Origin of the sequence: Bizionia saleffrena (assembly GCF_008086175.1) — a bacterium.
Taxonomy (GTDB): domain Bacteria; phylum Bacteroidota; class Bacteroidia; order Flavobacteriales; family Flavobacteriaceae; genus Bizionia; species Bizionia saleffrena.
In genome coordinates, this window is record NZ_VSKM01000007.1 from 172,828 (window position 1) to 192,591 (window position 19,764).

At 36.1% G+C, this 19,764-nt stretch carries 21 protein-coding genes; 17 read left to right on the forward strand and 4 right to left on the reverse strand.

Annotated features, from left to right (window positions below; genetic code table 11):
* Window positions 1-4: 4 nt before the first annotated feature.
* The 15 genes from ES676_RS08555 to ES676_RS08625 all read left to right on the forward strand — a co-directional run bounded on the left by ES676_RS08555 (window position 5) and on the right by ES676_RS08625 (window position 13,354).
* On the forward strand, window positions 5-406 hold the full coding sequence (locus ES676_RS08555; RefSeq protein ID WP_148369905.1) for a bactofilin family protein: 402 nt from the start codon (window positions 5-7) through the stop codon (window positions 404-406).
* Window positions 378-602 carry an AtpZ/AtpI family protein gene (locus ES676_RS08560; protein WP_246124374.1) on the forward strand — a complete coding sequence of 75 codons (225 nt, stop codon included), beginning with the start codon at window positions 378-380 and terminating at the stop codon, window positions 600-602. The genes ES676_RS08555 and ES676_RS08560 overlap by 29 nt, the downstream gene beginning before the upstream one ends.
* 29 nt (window positions 603-631) lie before the next feature.
* Window positions 632-1,003, forward strand: a complete 372-nt coding sequence (locus tag ES676_RS08565) for a DUF6168 family protein (RefSeq protein WP_148369906.1) — start codon at window positions 632-634, stop codon at window positions 1,001-1,003.
* Between the two features lie 138 nt (window positions 1,004-1,141).
* Window positions 1,142-2,251, forward strand: a complete 1,110-nt coding sequence (gene atpB, locus ES676_RS08570) for a F0F1 ATP synthase subunit A (RefSeq protein WP_148369907.1) — start codon at window positions 1,142-1,144, stop codon at window positions 2,249-2,251.
* Between the two features lie 115 nt (window positions 2,252-2,366).
* A complete protein-coding gene (atpE, locus tag ES676_RS08575; RefSeq protein WP_054727931.1) occupies window positions 2,367-2,555 on the forward strand; it encodes an ATP synthase F0 subunit C in 189 nt (62 codons plus the stop codon).
* 99 nt (window positions 2,556-2,654) lie between these two features.
* Window positions 2,655-3,155: a F0F1 ATP synthase subunit B gene (locus tag ES676_RS08580; protein ID WP_148369908.1), complete on the forward strand. Its 501-nt coding sequence runs from the start codon at window positions 2,655-2,657 to the stop codon at window positions 3,153-3,155.
* A gap of 78 nt (window positions 3,156-3,233) precedes the next feature.
* On the forward strand, window positions 3,234-3,770 hold the full coding sequence (gene atpH / locus ES676_RS08585; RefSeq protein ID WP_148369909.1) for an ATP synthase F1 subunit delta: 537 nt from the start codon (window positions 3,234-3,236) through the stop codon (window positions 3,768-3,770).
* 27 nt (window positions 3,771-3,797) lie between these two features.
* The gene (atpA, locus tag ES676_RS08590; RefSeq protein ID WP_148369910.1) at window positions 3,798-5,378 is read left to right on the forward strand and encodes a F0F1 ATP synthase subunit alpha; all 1,581 of its coding nucleotides are present in this window, start codon (window positions 3,798-3,800) and stop codon (window positions 5,376-5,378) included.
* A gap of 45 nt (window positions 5,379-5,423) precedes the next feature.
* Window positions 5,424-6,284 (forward strand): ATP synthase F1 subunit gamma, encoded by an 861-nt coding sequence (gene atpG / locus ES676_RS08595; RefSeq protein WP_148369911.1) that lies wholly within the window; start codon window positions 5,424-5,426, stop codon window positions 6,282-6,284.
* A gap of 404 nt (window positions 6,285-6,688) precedes the next feature.
* Complete coding sequence (locus ES676_RS08600) at window positions 6,689-8,149, forward strand: oligosaccharide flippase family protein (protein ID WP_148369912.1); 1,461 nt, start codon at window positions 6,689-6,691, stop codon at window positions 8,147-8,149.
* A 1-nt stretch (window position 8,150) separates the two neighbouring features.
* Window positions 8,151-8,585, forward strand: a complete 435-nt coding sequence (gene dut / locus ES676_RS08605; RefSeq protein ID WP_148369913.1) for a dUTP diphosphatase — start codon at window positions 8,151-8,153, stop codon at window positions 8,583-8,585.
* Window positions 8,586-8,943: 358 nt separating this feature from the next.
* Window positions 8,944-9,963 carry a sugar phosphate nucleotidyltransferase gene (locus ES676_RS08610; RefSeq protein WP_148369914.1) on the forward strand — a complete coding sequence of 340 codons (1,020 nt, stop codon included), beginning with the start codon at window positions 8,944-8,946 and terminating at the stop codon, window positions 9,961-9,963.
* A gap of 20 nt (window positions 9,964-9,983) precedes the next feature.
* On the forward strand, window positions 9,984-11,345 hold the full coding sequence (locus ES676_RS08615) for a tetratricopeptide repeat protein (protein WP_148369915.1): 1,362 nt from the start codon (window positions 9,984-9,986) through the stop codon (window positions 11,343-11,345).
* Window positions 11,346-12,122, forward strand: coding sequence for a DUF4292 domain-containing protein (locus ES676_RS08620; RefSeq protein WP_148369916.1), 777 nt, complete (start codon window positions 11,346-11,348; stop codon window positions 12,120-12,122). It abuts the gene before it with no gap.
* The gene (locus ES676_RS08625; protein ID WP_148369917.1) at window positions 12,122-13,354 is read left to right on the forward strand and encodes a murein hydrolase activator EnvC family protein; all 1,233 of its coding nucleotides are present in this window, start codon (window positions 12,122-12,124) and stop codon (window positions 13,352-13,354) included. Before ES676_RS08620 ends, ES676_RS08625 begins: the two co-directional genes overlap by 1 nt.
* 57 nt (window positions 13,355-13,411) lie before the next feature.
* Here ES676_RS08625 and ES676_RS08630 read toward each other — a convergent pair whose 3' ends face one another.
* Entirely contained in the window at window positions 13,412-13,921 is a 510-nt protein-coding gene (locus ES676_RS08630) for an acyl-CoA thioesterase (protein WP_148369918.1), read from the reverse strand.
* Between the two features lie 114 nt (window positions 13,922-14,035).
* The gene (locus ES676_RS08635; protein ID WP_148369919.1) at window positions 14,036-14,974 is read right to left on the reverse strand and encodes an HU domain-containing protein; all 939 of its coding nucleotides are present in this window, start codon (window positions 14,972-14,974) and stop codon (window positions 14,036-14,038) included.
* Between the two features lie 104 nt (window positions 14,975-15,078).
* Between ES676_RS08635 and dprA the strand changes: the two genes are divergently transcribed.
* Window positions 15,079-16,182, forward strand: coding sequence for a DNA-processing protein DprA (dprA, locus tag ES676_RS08640; RefSeq protein WP_148369920.1), 1,104 nt, complete (start codon window positions 15,079-15,081; stop codon window positions 16,180-16,182).
* On the opposite strand, the gene trpS is transcribed toward dprA, so the two are convergent.
* Complete coding sequence (gene trpS / locus ES676_RS08645; protein WP_148369921.1) at window positions 16,179-17,147, reverse strand: tryptophan--tRNA ligase; 969 nt, start codon at window positions 17,145-17,147, stop codon at window positions 16,179-16,181. The two genes, dprA and trpS, sit on opposite strands and share 4 nt — an antisense overlap.
* A gap of 124 nt (window positions 17,148-17,271) precedes the next feature.
* On the opposite strand from trpS, the gene ES676_RS08650 reads away from it, so the two are divergent.
* Complete coding sequence (locus tag ES676_RS08650) at window positions 17,272-18,027, forward strand: lysophospholipid acyltransferase family protein (RefSeq protein ID WP_148369922.1); 756 nt, start codon at window positions 17,272-17,274, stop codon at window positions 18,025-18,027.
* A gap of 73 nt (window positions 18,028-18,100) precedes the next feature.
* Here ES676_RS08650 and ES676_RS08655 read toward each other — a convergent pair whose 3' ends face one another.
* A complete protein-coding gene (locus ES676_RS08655) occupies window positions 18,101-19,762 on the reverse strand; it encodes an outer membrane beta-barrel protein (RefSeq protein WP_148369923.1) in 1,662 nt (553 codons plus the stop codon).
* Window positions 19,763-19,764 lie beyond the last annotated feature (2 nt).

A 19,764-nucleotide genomic window follows, 5' to 3' on the forward strand; every position in this document is an offset into this window, starting at 1 on the left:
TTCAATGTTTTCCGATAACAAAAAAAACAAAAACGATAATCACGCGTCCATTCAAAATATTATTGCTAAGGGCACAACGGTAGTAGGAGATTTTACCAGCGAAGGCGATCTACGAGTTGACGGTGTTATAGAAGGTAATGTAAAAACGCCAGGAAAAGTAGTTGTAGGTAAATCGGGAGTTGTAACGGGGACTTTAGAATGTTCTAATGCGTATTTCGAAGGCACATTCTCAGGACAATTAAAACTTTCAGAAACATTAAGCTTAAAAGCGACAGCGGTAATACAAGGTGAAGTTATCACCCAGAAGCTAGCTATAGATCCCGGCGCAACATTCGATGTAACTTGCGAGATGAAAACAACAGTAAAAGATATAAAAGGTGACTCAAAAATCAAAAAAAACACTTAATCCCTATGTGCGATTTACGACCATAGCCTTGCAAATGGGGTTAACCATTTACTTGGGGAGTAAATTAGGGGAATGGCTAGACATAAAATTTAATAACGACGACCAATTATACTACAAAATAGTTACGTTGGTTTCTGTTTTTATTGCCATTTTTATGGTAATAAGGCAAGTTATTAATTTAACCAATAAAGAGTAATTTAATTAAAATTAATAGTCTACTAACTAATGACCAAACGCATACTATATTTTGTATTGGCTATCGCAGCATTATTTGCTTTAGCCTTTAGTTTACACAGTTACTTAACCACTTCCGAGCTTTCTTTTTCTTTACTAAAAGTTTATAGTTTTCACGCCATTGCATCTGTGCTTGTGTACGTGGCCATCGAGCTTTTGGCAACTACATTGCCTAATCAGGCCGGTTACGGCTACTTAATGATGATGTTTTTTAAAATAGGAATCTTTGTCTTGATGTTTCAAGAATCTGTGTTTTCTAAAGAGAGTTTATCCCAGCCCGAGCGCATAGGTCTGGTGGTTCCATTGTTTCTTTTTTTAATGGCTGAAGCTATTGGCGTGGGTAAGCTGTTAAACAGTAAATAGTTAGTGTAAAATAAGTGTAGATTTTAAACTTTGTTTTTAAGTTGAAAATCTATTAAAAAAAAAGAGTTTGGGATTTGAAATTATTCCGTACATTTGCACAAAATTTGCAGGACATAAATTTCATTATTTAGATAAAGTATGATGGTAGCAACAAAATCTATCAAGTTTTTAGTAGTATTCGTTTTAGCATTGACTTCATTTACGGCTTTTGCTCAAGATGACGCTGTTGAAAACAATTTAGTAGATTCACCAGATGAAATAAGAGAGTATATTGCTCATCACCTTAAGGATTCTCACGATTTTCATTTTTTTACAGATAATGCATCGGGAACGCACTATGGGTTTCCGTTACCGGTTATTGTTTGGACAAGCAATGGGTTAAAGACTTTTATGTCTTCGGCATTTCATCACGATGACGATGGTGAAGTTATTGTAGACAAAGACGGTGCGCAATTATTAAAATACCATTCAAAAATATACGAGTTAGAAAACGGTGCAACGGCACTTAGTTTTGACGAAGATAACCACCCAACCAACGCCAATAGAGTGCTTGATTTTTCAATTACGAAAAGTGTTTTTGGGATGATTCTAACAGGGTTATTAATGTTGCTAGGGTTCGGTGCCTTGGCAAGAGGATATAAAAAAGGTAAAACTATTCCGAAAGGATTTTCTAGAGTGTTAGAGCCTTTAGTTATTTATGTTCGTGACGAAATTGCAAGACCAAATATTGGAGAGAAAAAGTACCGTAAGTTTATGGGCTTCCTATTAACGGTCTTCTTTTTTATCTGGATTTTAAATGTACTAGGGTTAACACCACTTGGATTTAACGTTACAGGACAGATTGCTGTAACCGCATGTTTGGCTATTTTTACAATGGTAATTTATATGTTTAGCGGTACCAGAGACTTCTGGGCACACACGTTGTGGATGCCGGGAGTGCCTTATATATTAAGACCAATTTTGGCAGTGATAGAATTAGTAGGTTTTGTAATTATAAAACCCTTTTCTTTATTAGTACGTTTATTTGCTAACATTACAGCAGGTCACTTTGTAGTAATGAGTTTAATGGCATTAATGATTACAATGAAAGCCGCTTTCGGTCCAGTAGCATCAACAGGGATGTCTTTAGTACTCTCTATATTTATTATGTTTATTGAGCTTTTAGTAGCGTTCTTACAAGCCTTTATCTTTACGATGTTATCATCGTTATTTATTGGTATGGCTGTAGAAGAGCACGACGCCCATTAAAAATTACGAGTGCATAATTAGTACTCATTGTATAGTGTGACAGCACGCGAGGTACAACACGTGTTTAGCATAAAAGAAGAATTTGTTTAATTAATATTTATAAAACCAAAGTAGTATGTACAATTTAATTGGAGCAGGATTAATCGTAATCGGTGGAGGTATCGGTCTAGGTCAAATTGGAGGAAAAGCAATGGAAAGTATTGCACGTCAACCAGAAGCAGCTGGAAAGATCCAAACAGCGATGATCATCATCGGAGCCTTATTAGAAGGTTTAGCATTCGGTGCATTAATCTTAGGGAAATAAGAATTTCCTAAAAAACAAAGAAACACGTTTCTGCAACGGTTGGTTGCAGAAACTGTTTTAAATTAAACAAAAAAAGAGAATTTAAGTAATCTATATAGAATGGAAACTTTATTAAACGATTTTTCGATAGGCTTATTTTTTATGCAAGCCGCTATCTTATTAATACTAATAGTATTGATGAGAAAATTTGCTTGGAAACCAATTTTAGACGCCTTACAAACTAGAGAAGATGGTATTCAAAATGCATTAGATGCTGCTGAAAAAGCAAAATTAGAAATGCAAAACCTTACCGCTTCTAATGAGAAGTTACTTCAAGAAGCACGTATTGAAAGAGATGGGATGATGAAAGAAGCGCGTGAAATGAAAAATAATATGATTTCTGCTGCAAAAGAAGAAGCTCAGGTACAGGCAAACGCTATGATCGAGCAAGCTCAAGTGGCGATAGAAGGAGAGAAGAAAGCAGCGATGGCCGAATTAAAGAACCACGTGGCAAGCTTATCTTTAGAGATCGCAGAAAAAGTAGTACGTCAGGAATTATCTAACAAAGACAAACAATTGGTATTGGTTGATTCTTTGCTAGCAGAAGCAAAATTAAATTAAGTATAACCAAATAAATAACCTTCAGACTTTGTATTTTGTAAAGCAAATACAAAATGTAGGTTAATAGTATAGGAAACTATGGCAGGAGCAAGAGCGGCAATACGATACGCAAAAGCAATGTTAAGCTTAGCAAAAGATCAGAATTCAGCAGAAGCTGTAAGTAATGATATGAAGCTATTCGCTAAAACTATTGCACAAAGTCAAGACTTAAGCGATATGCTACAAAGTCCAGTTATTGGTGCAACTATTAAAAAATCGGCGTTATTAGAAATTTTTAAAAACTCTAATACGTTAACCGTAAATTTAATAGATACTTTAATTGCAAACAGACGTTTATCACTTTTAGAAAATGTAGCTTTACAATACGTAAAGTTGTACGACGAATCTAGAGGAATGCAAGAAGCAACTGTAACAACAGCTGTAGCATTAACAGAGGAGTTAACAGCAAAAGTGTCTGCAAAAGTAAAAGCCCTTACCGGTAAAGACGCAGAATTAATAAATATTATTGATGAAAGCATTTTAGGTGGTTTCATTTTACGCGTTGGAGACCTACAGTATAACGCTAGTATAGCGAACCAATTAAGTAAACTAAAAAGAGAATTCACATTAAACTAAGATAGTTATATCTAAATAAAGAATAAGATGGCAGAAGTAAACCCAGCTGAAGTATCAGCAATCTTAAAACAACAACTTTCCGGATTTGAAGCAAGCGCTTCTTTAGACGAAGTTGGAACAGTATTAACTGTAGGTGATGGTATCGTACGTGCTTACGGATTAGCTAACGCTCAATATGGAGAATTAGTAGAATTCGATGGTGGTACAGAAGGTATTGTGCTTAACTTAGAAGAAGACAATGTCGGTATTGTATTACTGGGGACTTCTGTAGGAATAAAAGAAGGCTCTATAGTAAAACGTACTGAGCGCATCGCCTCTGTAAAAGTTGGTGAAGGTATTGTTGGTCGTGTTGTAGATACATTAGGTAACCCAATCGATGGTAAAGGACCAATCGCTGGAAAAACGTATGAGATGCCTTTGGAGCGTAAAGCACCAGGAGTTATTTATCGTGAACCAGTAACAGAACCATTACAAACGGGTATTAAAGCGATTGACGCTATGATTCCTGTAGGTAGAGGACAACGTGAGTTGGTTATTGGTGACCGTCAAACTGGTAAAACAACGGTTTGTATCGATGCTATCTTAAATCAAAAAGAATTTTACGATGCAGGGAATCCTGTATCCTGTATATATGTTGCCATAGGACAAAAAGCATCGACAGTAGCTTTAATCGTAAAAACATTGGAAGAAAAAGGCGCTTTAGCTTATACAACTATTGTTGCAGCAAACGCATCAGATCCAGCAGCAATGCAAGTATATGCACCAATGACAGGCGCATCTATTGGAGAATATTTTAGAGATACTGGTCGTCCAGCGTTAATTGTTTTTGATGATTTATCCAAACAAGCTGTAGCGTATCGTGAGATTTCATTATTATTACGTCGTCCACCAGGTCGTGAGGCGTATCCAGGTGATGTTTTCTACTTACACTCAAGATTATTAGAGCGTTCTGCAAAAATCATCAATGACGATTCTATTGCAAAAGAAATGAACGACTTACCAGACGTTTTAAAGCCTATTGTAAAAGGAGGAGGTTCGTTAACTGCTTTACCAATTATCGAAACGCAAGCGGGAGATGTTTCGGCATATATCCCAACTAACGTAATTTCTATTACAGATGGACAAATTTTCTTAGATGGAGATTTATTTAACTCTGGTGTACGTCCGGCAATTAACGTAGGTATTTCGGTATCACGTGTTGGTGGTAACGCACAGATTAAAGCAATGAAAAAAGTATCTGGAACGTTAAAATTAGACCAAGCGCAGTACCGTGAGCTAGAAGCTTTCGCTAAGTTTGGGTCCGATTTAGATGCCGTTACTTTAAATGTAATTGAAAAAGGAAAACGTAACGTTGAAATCCTAAAACAAGCTCAAAACGATCCGTTTACAGTCGAAGATCAAGTTGCAATTATCTATGCAGGATCTAAAAACTTATTAAGAAACGTACCCGTAAATAAAGTAAAAGAGTTTGAGCGTGATTATCTCGAGTTCTTAAACGCGAAACATAGAGACGTTTTAGACTTATTAAAAGCAGGGAAATTAACTGATGAAGTTACAGATACTTTAATGTCTGTGGCAAAAGATTTATCAGGAAAATATAAAGCATAATTAACATTCCCACGAGAGTGGGAATCTTATTTCATATTTTAAAATATGGCAAATTTAAAAGAAATACGTAATAGAATTACTTCGGTATCTTCAACGATGCAGATTACCAGTGCTATGAAAATGGTATCGGCTGCGAAGTTAAAGAAGGCTCAGGATGCTATTAGTGCAATGCGACCTTATTCTGATAAGTTAACAGAACTTTTACAGAGTTTAAGTGCTTCTAACGATTCAGAATTGGGAAGTAAATACGCAGAACAAAGAGAGGTTAAAAACGTACTTATTGTTACCATAACCTCAAATAGAGGTTTGTGTGGTGCTTTTAATTCTAATATTATTAAGCAAACACAAAGGCTAATTAACGATGTTCACGCAGACAAAAATGTTTCCATTTTAGCAATTGGAAAAAAAGGGAATGACAAGTTTGCTAAAAATGACATCGTTATGGCAAATAGAAGTGACCTTTTCGACGATTTAACGTTCGATAATGTTGCCGAAGTTGCCGGGATGCTAATGGCGGAGTTTTTAAACAATAAATACGATAAAATAGAGATTGTATACAATAAGTTTAAAAATGCGGCGACTCAAATTGTAATGACAGAACAGTTTTTACCGATTGTTCCGGTTGAAGGTGATGAAGAAAATACAACAGATTATGTCTTTGAACCTTCTAAAGTAAAAATTATTGAGGAGCTAATTCCTAAATCGCTTAAAACACAGTTGTATAAAGGCGTTAGAGATTCTTTCGCCAGTGAGCATGGAGCACGTATGACAGCGATGCATAAAGCCACCGATAACGCCACTGAATTAAGAGATCAATTAAAATTAACGTACAATAAGGCTCGTCAAGCGTCCATCACCAATGAAATTTTAGAAATTGTGGGTGGTGCTGAAGCACTGAACAATTAGACGTAGCGTTAGTGAAGTCAAATTTTCAAAAGGAGCTGAAGCACTGAACAATTAGACGTAGCGTTAGTGAAGTCAAATTTTCAAAAGGTGCTGAAGCACTGAACAATTAGACGTAGCGTTAGTGAAGTCAAATTTTCAAAAGGTGCTGAAGCACTGAACAATTATAAATAGTATTTAAGTGTTAATACATTTAAAGCCTTACTTAAAAAAGTAAGGCTTTTTTTTATGCGTATTTTTTTACCATCTTCATGCTATTAGAATGGTGATTTAGTATTTAGTTTTCTATCGCTTTATAACTATTCAATTGTTAGCTATTCTATTTGTTTTTAGCATTAATCGCAAGCTATTTCCTTTTTTAGGTCTTACGAATTCAATACTTTTAGCGTAAAATAACGACAATAACTTTGAGCGGATTCAAATCTCTTTTTAAACAAACATTTATATATGGTTTAGCAACTGTGTTACCGCGAATGTTGAGCTTTCTATTAGTGCCGCTGTACACCACAGAAGACGTGTTATCTTCAGTTGAAGAATATGGTGTTGTGTCCTATATATTTGCCTATTTCGTGCTGTTTAATGTGGTATTGGCTTACGGGATGGAAACAGCCTTTTTTAGATTTTTTAATAAAGAAGACGATGCTAAAACGGTTACTGGTACGGCTTCCATTTCATTAATAATAAGCTCTATTTTGTTTTTAGGAGCTGGTTTACTGCTGCAAAATCAAATTGCAGCACTAGTTGATATTAAGGTCGAATATATTCAACTCGTTATTTGGATTCTATTACTAGATGCGCTTGTTATTATTCCTTTTGCGTGGTTGCGTGCCAACGCTAAACCAATGCGTTATGCGATAATTAAACTTATAAATGTCGCGACCAACATAGCTTTAAACTTTTTCTTTTTGCTAGCTTTAAAGAAAATAGCACCTAAAAGTGCTATTATAGAGCAGTTATATATTCCCGATTTCGAAGTCAATTATATATTAATTGCCAACCTCATTGCTAGTGGGATAACATTGGTTTTAATGTTGCCATTTTATGCGAAGCTTAAATTCTTGTTTAATACGTCATTGTGGAAACGGATGATGAAGTACGCCGTTCCTGTATTAATTGCAGGGGTTGCATTCTCCATAAATGAAACCTTCGATAGAATATTACTAAAACAATTATTACCCGAAAATGTTGCCGAGAGGGAAATTGGGATGTACTCTGCGTGTTATAAAATTGCAATGTTTATGACATTGTTTATCACGGCGTATAGATTGGGAATAGAGCCTTATTTTTTCAGCCACTCGAAAGCGAAGAATCCACAAAAGAATTACGCTAAAATTCTGGAGTATTTTGTGGCATTTGGCGCAGTTATTCTGTTAGGAGTGGTGGTGTTTGTCGATGTTTTAAAAGTAATTATAGTACAAAGTGAGGCGTATTGGGAAGCGATGTGGATTGTACCTGTCGTTTTATTAGCCAATTTCTTTTTAGGAATATATCACAACTTATCGGTGTGGTATAAAATTACAGACCGCACAAAATTCGGTGCTTATATTTCTGTCTTTGGCGCGCTGCTTACCCTAGGTTTAAATTATTGGTTAATTCCCATTTATAGTTATAAAGGATCGGCCGTCGCCACATTAGCGGCATATACTTTAATGATGATTTTATCGTTTTATTTTGGAAGGAAATATTATCCTATTCCTTATAACTTAAAAAAGATAGGAGTGTACCTTGTGCTTTCCATTGCGTTATCGATCGTTTCGTTCTATTATTTAAGAGGGAATTATGTCTTTGGAATTTCAGCATTAATTGTATTTTTAACGCTAGTATATTTTATGGAGAAAAAGGAATTAAAACAATTATTAAAACTTTAAAATGACTATTAAAATTATAAACAAATCTAGCCACGCGCTACCAAGTTACGAAACTATTGCATCGGCAGGAATGGATTTACGGGCACATATTAGCGAAAGTATTACTTTAAAACCAATGGAGCGAAAAATTGTATCTACAGGGTTGTTTTTAGAACTCCCTATTGGTATTGAAGCTCAAGTACGTCCAAGAAGTGGCTTGGCTATTAAAAAGGGAGTTAGCGTGCTTAATGCTCCGGGAACAATCGATGCCGATTATAGAGGTGAAGTGGGCGTAATATTAGTTAATTTGTCTACCGACGATTTTACTATAGAAAACGGCGAACGTATAGCGCAAATGGTGATTGCAAAACACGAGCGTGCCGATTGGCTTCAAGTAGAAACCCTTTCTGAAACCAGTAGAGGAGACGGTGGCTTTGGCAGCACAGGTGTTAAGTAAGCAGTAGAAAAAATAACCTAAATTATCTATAGCATCACAAATAAGCCAAAGGGCATTTTGTATAGAAGTGTAGCAGATAATTTTTAAGAAAGGGTAAAACAGCTTAAATTGAAGCAGCACTCAAAATCTTTAACAACGCAACCAGTTACAATTTAGGTCTTCTGAAATGTTATAAATTAGGATTAGACCCTACTAAAAGAGAGTCGCAATTGTAAAGTGAAAAGAATAGAGGGGATACATTCGGTCTGGCTGGATATTAGTCGCAATTAGTATTTCGATTTAATAATTTAAGAAATAAATAGCACTCCCAACAGAGTTAAGTATAATATAAAAACCATCTGCTTTTGCAGAGCGTAATATGAAAATAATAGTACCAATGGCGGGACGAGGATCTCGTTTACGTCCGCATAGTCTAACCGTACCAAAACCTTTAATTCCTGTTGCTGGGCAGCCTATTGTGCAGCGCTTAGTAAAAGACATTGTTAAAGTTTTAAATCAGCCTATCGAAGAAATTGCTTTCATTTTAGGAGATCGGGCGTGGTTTGGCGACGATGTGGTATCGAGCTTAAAAGAACTAGCCCAAGGGTTAGGTGCAAAAGCAACGATTTACAGGCAAGACGAGCCTTTGGGAACAGGACACGCTATTATGTGCGCCAAAGAGTCGCTTTCTGGGCCTGCCGTTATTGCGTACGCCGACACGTTAATTAGAGCCGATTTTAACCTAGATCCAGAGGCCGATGCTGTTATTTGGGTAAAGCAAGTCGCGAAACCGGAAGCCTATGGTGTGGTTAAATTAAACGCGAATAAAGAGATTGTAGAGCTTGTAGAAAAGCCGAACACTTTTGTGAGTGATTTAGCCGTAATCGGTATTTATTATTTTAAAGATGTTGCGGTTTTAAAAACAGAGTTGCAACACGTTTTGGATAACAACATTATTAATGGTGGCGAATACCAAATTAACGATGGTATTAAAGGAATGATGGCTAAAGGGAAAGTCTTTAAAACTGGCGAAGTTAGCGAATGGATGGACTGCGGAAACAAAGCGGTAACCCTGGAAACGAACCAGCGGATGTTAGGCTTTTTAACAGCCGATGGCGAAGAACAATTGGTTTCAAATTCTGTAACTTTAGAAAATTCTGAAATTATAAAACCGTGTTTTATCGGTGACAATGTGGTGTTGAAAAATAGTACAATCGGACCGAATGTGTCGATAGGAAATAATTGCACAATTGAAAACGCAACCGTTAAAAATAGTTTAATTCAGAATCATACCACTATTAAAAACGCTAATTTAGAAGAAGCAATGATTGGAAATCACGTGACTTATAATGGTGAATTCACTAAAATAAGTATTGGCGATTATTCAATACTGGAATAATTTTTGACTTTAAATTAAATATGACGCTAAAGCGCTACATAACTCTTATAATTTTCGGAATATTCAGTATTTCGCAAGCGAGTTACGCGCAAGAGGAATTAAATACACCAAACGATGATCTCGGAAATGTTACCGACGAATTTCAGGAGTATTTTTTCGAAGCGTTAAAACAAAAAGCCATCGAAAATTACGATAAATCGGTCACGGCACTTTTAAAGTGTATCGAAATTGACGATTCAGAATCTGTATTGTATTTCGAATTGGGAAAAAATTATAATCTGCTTAAGAATTTTGGTGAAGCTGAAGAAGCGCTGAAAGAAGCAGTGAGTAAAGAGCCTGATAACGAATGGTATCTCGATGAACTATATGCGGCTTATGTGCATTTAAAAGATTATAGAAGAGCTATAAAAACGGTGAAACAGCTCGTTAAATTTCATCCAGATTATAAGGAAGATTTAGCCGCTATTTATGTGCAAACACAAAATTATAAAGACGCCTTAGACGTCTTGGACGAATTGGATGAGGAATTAGGATTGTCTTCCGATCGCGACCAACTCAGAAACCGGATTTATAAGGCTACCGGACGAAAAAAAGAACAAATCGAAAATTTAAAGGATCGTGTTGATAAAGATCCGGATGTCGAAAAAAATTACTTAGCCCTTATTTATCGTTATAGTGAAAATAATGACGAGGAAAAAGCATACGAAACCGCTAAAACACTTCTAGAAATTCACCCAGAATCGCAATTAGTACATTTAGCTTTATACAAGTTTTATTTAAACGATAATAAGCAAGATGAGGCCATCGCGTCTATGAAAACCGTGTTAGGCAGTAAAGCTATCGCTGCCGAAGCTAAAGTAAAAGTGTTAGCCGATTTTGTACGTTTTGTAAGTGAAAACCAGCAATACGAAAACGAATTGGTGGCTATTACTTCGCAAATATCGCAAACCACTACAAATGCAAAAACGCTCATAGAACTCGCGCAGTATTATTTAGTTAAAAACAATAAACCTAAAGCATTAGAGTACTATTTGCAAGCCGAAGCTAAGGAGCCTGAAAATTTCGGGTTGATTAGAAATATATTACTTTTGCATATCGATTTAAAACAGTATCAACTTGCCCAGGAAAAAAGTGCCCAAGCGTTAGAGCGTTTTCCTTCGCAGCCCGTTTTATATCTTATTAATGGCGTGTCGCTAAACCAATTAGAACGCAACAAAGAGGCCGTTGAGACGTTGGAAATGGGATTTGATTATATTATTGAAAACGCAAAAATGGAAGCCGATTTTTATAAGCAACTTACTAAGGCGCATACGGCTTTAAATAATTTAAAAAAGGCACAAGCGTTTAGCGATAAAGCCAAATCTTTAGAACCTTTAGAATAAATGAATATACAACGTATTTTAGGTCTTTTACTAGTAGGAATTACGCTTAGTTTTACCGGCTGTAAGTCGACTCAAACGGTAGTTTCAGACGGTACATTAAACCCTAATTTGTCGGCTAAACAACTTATAAAAAATAACACAAAAAACAACGCAGACTTTACAACCTTAACATCTCGAATCAAAATTGAAATAGAGAATGGAAACAAGTCGCAATCGGTAAACTTCTCTTTGCGAATGGAAAAAGGTAAAGTGATTTGGTTGAGTAAATTGGGCATCGTAAAAGCTATGATTACACCAACGCGTGTAGCTTTTTATAATAAATTAGACAACACGTATTTCGATGGTGATTTCGCGTATTTAAGTGAGTTGTTGGGTACCGAACTAAACTTTAATAAAGTACAAAGTCTGCTATTGGGCGAATCGTTATTTCCTCTAGATCACAGTGATTATAACCTCTCTATTTACGAGAAGTCGTATTTGTTACAACCCAAACAACAAGAAGATGTTTTTGAGATTTTTTTATTGTTAAACCCAACGCATTTCAAAATGGATTCGCAACAAATTGCCCAATCAGAAACGTCGCGTTTGCTTCAAATAGATTACGTAACCTATCAAAATGTCGAAAATGAAATCCTTCCCGAACACATAAAAATTATCGCTTTAGAAAAAGACGAAGAATTAGAAATTAATATAGAAATGAAAGGAATAAACTTAAATGAAGACTTGCGTTTTCCGTTTAAAATTCCTTCAGGATTTGATGCAATTACTTTAGAATAATGAGAATACAACCGACCTGTTTTACGCTGCTTTTAGGAATCTTTTTATTATGTGCCAACGTGGGGTTTTCTCAATCTGGCAAGCAAAGAGAGTTAGAAGCACGCCGTGTGGAATTGCGTAATGAAATCCAAAAAATTAATGCGTTAGTATCTTCTAATAAAGACAAGCAGAAGTCAGAAGTAACGCTAATAGAAAACTTAAATTACAAAGTGAGTGTGCAGCGTAATTTAATAAAAGTAACGAATCAGCAGACCAATTTATTAACGCGAGAAATTAATAATAACCAAAAGCAAATTTCGGAATATAGAGACGAATTAACGTCTTTAAAGGCCAATTATGCTAAAATGATTCAGCGGTCGTATAAAAACAAAAATAAGCAAAGCCGTATTATGTTTTTGTTGTCTTCCAGCAATTTTAAACAAGCCTATAAACGGGTGCAGTACTTAAATCAATACGCCGAATTTCAAAAAGAACAAGGCGAAATTATTAAGTTGAAAACAAAGGAATTACAAGAAGCAAACACTTTATTATTGAAGCAAAAGGAACAAAAAGGAAAGCTAATTGCCGAGAATAAACAAATACAACAGGATTTACAACGCGAGATGAAACAGCATGAAATAATCATGCAGTCTATAAAAAGTAACTTAACAAAATACACGGCCGAAGTGAAAGCGAAGCAACAGGAAGCCGATAGAATTGATCGTGAGATCGATAAAATTATTAAAGCTGAAATTGCTAAATCCAATAAAAAGGCAGGAACGTCCAAAACAACAGCCTCGTCAAGTTTTGCCTTAACTGCCGAAGCAAAGGCGTTAGCAAAAGACTTTTTAGGCAATAAAGGTAAGTTACCTTGGCCAGTAGAAAAAGGCGTCGTAAAAGTGCGTTACGGAGACCAGCCGTCGCCCATCGATGGTTCATTAACCATTAAAAGTAGTGGGGTAAGAATTTCTACAGAGAAAGGCGCTAAAGTACGTGCCATATTTAATGGTGAAGTAATGCGCATCATTCAGCAAAAAAGAAGTAATCCAGTGGTTTTAGTTAAACACGGTAATTATATATCGGTATATTATAACTTAGGAAAAGTCTATGTAAAAGCTGGAGATAAGGTAACCACAAAACAAGATATTGGGGAGGTGTTTACAAATCCTAATACTGGAGAAACGGTATTAAAATTTAGTATTTATAAAGACAATCACACACAAAATCCATCCTCTTGGATTTATAAGATGTAAAAAAAGCTCCTGTAATTTACAGGAGCTTTTTTTAATACTATGGTGTCTTTTGGTGTTTTAAGCAAACAATGCTTTCAATTCTGTAGCATCTTTAGCTTTCATTTTTCCAGCAAGTACTAAGCTTAGTTGTTTACGTCTTAAAGCACCTTCGTAACGTTCTATTTCTAAGGGACTTTCTGCAACAATTTCAGGTATAGCAATTGGTGTTCCTGTTTCGTCTACCGCAACAAAAGTATAAATGGCTTCGTTCGCTTTTGTACGCATTCCAGATTCTCTGTCTTCCACCCACACGTCAATATAGACTTCCATCGACGTTTTAAATGCGCGAGAAACTTTGGCTTCAACCGTAACAACACTTCCTAGAGGTACAGCTCTATTAAACTCAACGTGATTAACCGATGCGGTGACAACAATACGGCGGGAGTGGCGTCTTGCTGCAATACTGGCAGCACGGTCCATTCGAGCTAATAATTCACCTCCAAATAAATTGTTTAATGGATTGGTCTCACTTGGTAAAACCAAATCTGTCATTATTGTTTTTGATGCTTCTGCTGTTTTTGCTTCCATAAAATAGCTATCTATATTCGTTTTGTAACCGATAAATGGTTTAAATCAAATGCAAAGGTAAGACCATTTGAGAAAATAGTCTTTATTTTATTAAAAATTATAAGGAAAATAGTCTTAGTTTAAGTCTTTTACTAATAACCAAGCGCTTGAGTTATTTGAGCGTTTAATAGCGTTAAGCGCGTTAATGGCGGCACGTCTTTCTGAAAAACTAGAATAAATGACTTGATGTAATCCGTATTTGTTAACGCCAATTTTACGAGCGTTAAATCCTTCATTTTTTAATTCTTCGACCTTTTTATCACAGTTGTCTTCCACTCGAAATGCACCGGCAACAATATGGTAATTTCCGGATTCTTTTTCAACTTTTAGAGTGACTGCAGGTAACGGATTACTAATTACAAAAGTAGCCTCTTGTATTTTATGTTCTAATTGTTGGTTGGCTTCTTCTTGTGCGATTTCATTATGTGTATTCACTGAATTTACATAATAATTAGCGACACCAAAACCACCTAATGTTAGAGCAATTACTCCAACTGCTGCATACTTTAAATAAGGGCGTGCACGGCGTCTTTTTGGCGTATCGGCAATAGGAATGACTTTCTCTATAGCTTCGGCTTCTTTCGTGTACGTTTCTCTGCCCATAGAATGAGAGACAAACTGAGATAAACCAAAAGCATCAGTTAAATAATTTAAATGGTACGAAGGAGTAAACTGTATTTTTCCTTCACTATTAAATACCAAATCACCAATATGTTTAAAAGTAATGATTTTGCCTTCGGTTAAAAGCGATTTTAGAGCGGTCACTTCTTTAGCGATTAATACCAAAGCGTCTTCAAACGAAATGTTTTCAACATCTGCAATATAGCGTGCTAACAAGCCATCGTTGGTTTGAATTTGTTCATTAAACGACAACAATTTTTTTGGTGGATAAAAGGCGTTTGTTGTGTTATTAACGGTCGCCGATACACGTTGTGATATAAAAGCGCCAAATTCTGGCACCATAACACAGTCGTAACGGTATAATAAATCGCTTATGTAAGTCTCTAATTGCATAATAACAAAGTTAATTTTTTTTGTTTGTGAATAAAACTTAAGCCGTACTTTTTATTAACAGTTATAAAATTTGTTTATTGTAGTCTCTAAATCAATGGTTTGCTATGACGGAAAATGACTTGCTTTATACTTTAGCGTTGCAAAATGTAGCTCGAATAGGGGACACAACGGCTAAGAAATTGATTAATCACTGTGGATCGGCTGAGGCTGTGATGAAAGAAAAACGCCATAATTTATTAAAAATTGATGGTATAGGAACACTCACTCTTAATGATTTGTTTGAAAGAAACCATTTGGAAGCTGCCGAACAAGAATTAAAATTTATTAAAGAGGAAGGTATAAAGGCGCATTATTTTACTTCTGAAAAGTATCCAGAAAAATTGAAGCATTGTATTGATAGTCCGATTTTATTATTTGAAGCCGGCACAATAAACCTCAACAAAAAACATATTATTAGTATTGTAGGGGCCCGAAAAATAACAACGAGCGGTATCGCATTCTGCGAGCGGTTGGTGGAAGAACTAGCGCTTTATGATCCTGTTATTGTTTCGGGGTTTGCTTACGGTACTGATATTACAGCGCAAAAGGCCGCCATTAAAAACAAGCTTCAAAATATTGGTTGTTTGGCGCACGGGCTGAATCAGATTTATCCTAAAGTGCATAAAAAGTATATGGCCGACGTAGAAAATAATGGGGGCTTCTATACCGATTTTTGGAGTACAGCAGTGTTTGATAGAAATAATTTCTTAAAACGTAACCGCCTTATCGCGGGCATTAGCGAAGCGACAATAGTTATCGAGTCTGCCGAAAAAGGCGGGAGTTTAGTGACGGCCGATATTGCCAATTCGTATAATCGCGATGTGTTTGCCGTTCCCGGTCGCACTACCGATTCGCAAAGTGTCGGCTGTAATAACCTCATTAAATATCAAAAAGCCCATTTGCTATCTACACCACTAGACGTTCCTTATCTATTGAATTGGCAATTAGAAGATAACGAGAAACCGGCAATACAAAAACAGTTGTTTGTAGAATTGGACGATAACGAAAAGATAGTATATCAATTTTTAGAAGGCCACGATAAAGAACTCTTGGATGTTATTGCTTTAAAATGCAATATGCCAACCTATAAACTGGCTGGCATATTGTTAACTATGGAATTAAAAGGCGTGGTAAGACCACTACCTGGTAAATTATTTGAGATTATTTAATACCCTATTTTTGCGCGCACACGTTTTAAAACGGCAGTAGCAACTACTCTTGCTTTTTCGGCGCCTTTCGCTAAGGCGTCGTCTATGGCGTCCAAATTATTCATATAATAAGTGTAGCGTTCGCGAGGGGTTTCAAAGGTTTTTAAAACCAATTCGTATAACGCTTGTTTGGCGTGACCGTACCCATAATTACCATTGTCATAGTTGGCTTTCATCGTTTCAATTTCAGCATCCGAAGCTAATAAACTATAAATAGCAAAACAATTACAGGTGCTCCAATCTTTAGCCGCCTCAAGCGCAGTGCTATCGGTTTCAATACTCATTATTTGTTTGCGTAATTGTTTTTCTGGTAAAAAAATATTAATCGTATTGCCTTTACTTTTGCTCATTTTGGCACCATCAATTCCAGGAATAAGTTTAGTATTTTCTTCTGTTTTTCCTTCCGGCATTACAAACGTGTCGCCCATTTTTGCGTGGAAACGAGAGGCCACATCACGTGTCATTTCTATATGTTGTAATTGGTCTTTTCCTACCGGGATAATGTCTGCATCGTATAATAAAATATCGGCAGCCATTAACATAGGGTAGTTAAATAACCCAGAGTTTACATCGTCTAAACGGTCGGCCTTATCTTTAAAACTATGTGCTAATGTTAAGCGTTGGTAAGGAAAAAAACAACTTAAATACCACGTCAACTCCGTAGTTTGCGGAATATCACTTTGTCTATAAAACACCGTTTTCTCTATATCTAAACCTAGAGCTAGCCAAGTGGCAGCCGTAGAATAGGTGTTGTTACGCATTGTTTTAGCATCCTTAATCTGTGTTAATGAATGTAAATCGGCAATAAATAAAAACGCATCATTATCTGTATTTTTAGACATTTCGATTGCCGGTAGTAATGCGCCTAAAATGTTTCCTAAATGTGGCGTTCCTGTGCTTTGTATTCCTGTAAGTATTCTTGACATAGTGTTTCCCACGAAAGTGAGAGTCTCATTAAATTAAACTTAATTTCAATTCTAAAAACAAAGGTACTTTTTTTAAATAAAATGGAACCATTTACGTCAATTCAATTATGTATTTTTACCGCTTATGATTTTTTTTAAATACATTTTCACCTTTCTCTATCGTGTTTGGTTTTATATCTTACTCGCTATACCGATAATAGTGTTATCGCCGTTGCTTTTAATTTCGATATTAAAGGAAGAGTGGTATCCATTTTTCTTTAAGTTAGCGCGACTCTGGGCGCGATTTATTCTTATAGGTATGGGGTGTAAAACTCGTATTAAGCGCGATCAAAAAACTATAAAAGGCAAGAGTTACATGTTTGTGGCTAACCATACCTCGATGACCGATATTATGTTGATGTTGGTAACCGTGAAAAATCCTTTTGTATTTGTGGGCAAACAAGAGCTTGGTAAAATACCGATCTTTGGATTCTTTTATAAACGTACGTGCATTCTAGTCGATAGAACGAGTCCTAGAAGTAGACACGCCGTGTTTTTAAGAGCTCAGAAACGCTTAAAACAAGGTCTAAGTATTTGTATTTTTCCTGAGGGAATGGTGCCCGAAGAACATATCGATTTGGCCGAATTTAAGGATGGTGCATTTAGGCTTGCCATTAATCATCAAATCCCGATTGTACCTATTACGTTTGCCGATAATAAAAAACGCTTTTCATACGCTTTCTTTAGCGGTAGCCCTGGTAGAATGCGCGTTAAAATGCATCGGTTTGTAGACACTGAAGGGCTGACTATTAAAGAGACTAAAATCCTTAGAGAGCAGGTAAGAAATATAGTTTTAGAACAACTTCACGTGTTTCACAAAAAACAAAAAAACTGTTCATGACACCGAACAGTTTTTTCATATGTTCTCGATAGTATCGAGAGAAAATAATAAACCTACCTACTAAGTTTACTACTTAAAATGTATAGCTAAATCCAGTATAAACCCCAATAATATAGGGTTTGAAATTTCCTGAAGATGCGCTGTAGGTGTTAATTTGGTACTTAAAAGTAGGCTCGAAATTAAAGGTAAACGTTTTAGAAAAATTATAATCTAACCCCAAACCAAGATTCGTGCTAAAGCTAATATCGTTAATGTTATTGGCTTCTCCAATTTTTGTTTTATAATTATCAAACTCGGTAACCACTTGGTTATCGCTTAAGAAAAAGGTACTCATACCACCAATTATATGTAAGCCCATACGTTTGTTAATAAGGGCGTACTCCAATTCTAAGGGCACTTCTATATAACTCATTCTCTGGCTTAAAGCGGCGTTAAAGTTATCATTAAAAATACTGTTTATTTGTTGAACATTAAAACTTTCGGTACTTAAAACCGATAAATTTTCGCCGTTGGGTGTCGTTTCAAAATCAATATGACGAAGTGGTTTTATATCTGGGTTTCCTGTCGATACGCTTTGATACACCACAACGCCAGCCGTGTCGTAACTTAACTTAAGGGTGTTTACGCCCGATCTTAATGTTAATTTATCATTTAAAGCGTAACCTACTTGAATACCGTAACTCATATTAAGTTCTCCGTCTTTAGAGTTATTTACAAATTGTTCGTCTATAGATGAGCCTGTGCCAAGCGAATTGTAATAAACAGGTGCAACATTAGCCGTAATACTCCACTTGTTAAAAGGGATCGCTCTTACTTTTTCATCCAATTTTTTTAGCCTGGCAATTGCTTCTTCTATCGATTCTCCTAACGAAGAGTCGATTATTGGGCTCTCGTCTGTAGTCTTTTTTTTTGTTAAATCGGTATAATCTAGAGGTGTTATTGTCTCTTTAGTATTAAATAATTCTTCAGTAGTTTTTACGTTGAGGGTGTTTTTTTTATAAGGATTAGAATATAAATTACTATTCTTTTTTGAAGAATTTGCGGTAATTGTAGTAGCATTTTGTTTATCAGCCGGTTGGGAATTAGATTTTGGTTTAGATTGGGAAAGGGATGAAGAGGATGTAGATGCTAATGGGGTGTTTGTGGCTGAAGTGTTTAAGCGCGTTGAAGTCTTACCTCTGTCTTTCTTTTTAGTGTTGCCGACTATTGAGGAAGGATTCGCCACTGCTGCATCTTGAGAGGCTTTAGACGGTGGATTTCCTTTTGAATAAATGCCGTTACGTTTGTTCTCTACGGAAGAACTATTCAATTCTTGAGCAGTAGAGTGCGTTACTGTCGGGGTGTGTTTAGTGCCGTTTGAAAGAGTGTTGGTTGTAGACTGATTTGTGGAATCCACTATTTGGTTTTCGTGATCGGTAACGTTTCCAACAGTTTCCTTAGTTCCTATTGAAGTTGAAGACGAGGAGTTTGTGGTGCTTCTGGTGGTCTCTTCTCCTGATGGACTATCGGTATTTGTGGTGCCGTTGGTAAATACGTTAATACCGGCAGTCATCAAAACTAAAACTATCGCAGCAATCGCTGCCCATTTAGACCATAAAGGAACGACTGGTTTAGCGGTTTCTTTTGGTGGGTTTAATTGTTTTTTAATGTTTTGCCAAACGGCGTCGCTTGGTTTGGCTTCAAAGTCTTTAAACTTTTCCTGAAAAAGTCTATCGATGTGTTTTTTGTTACCCATAA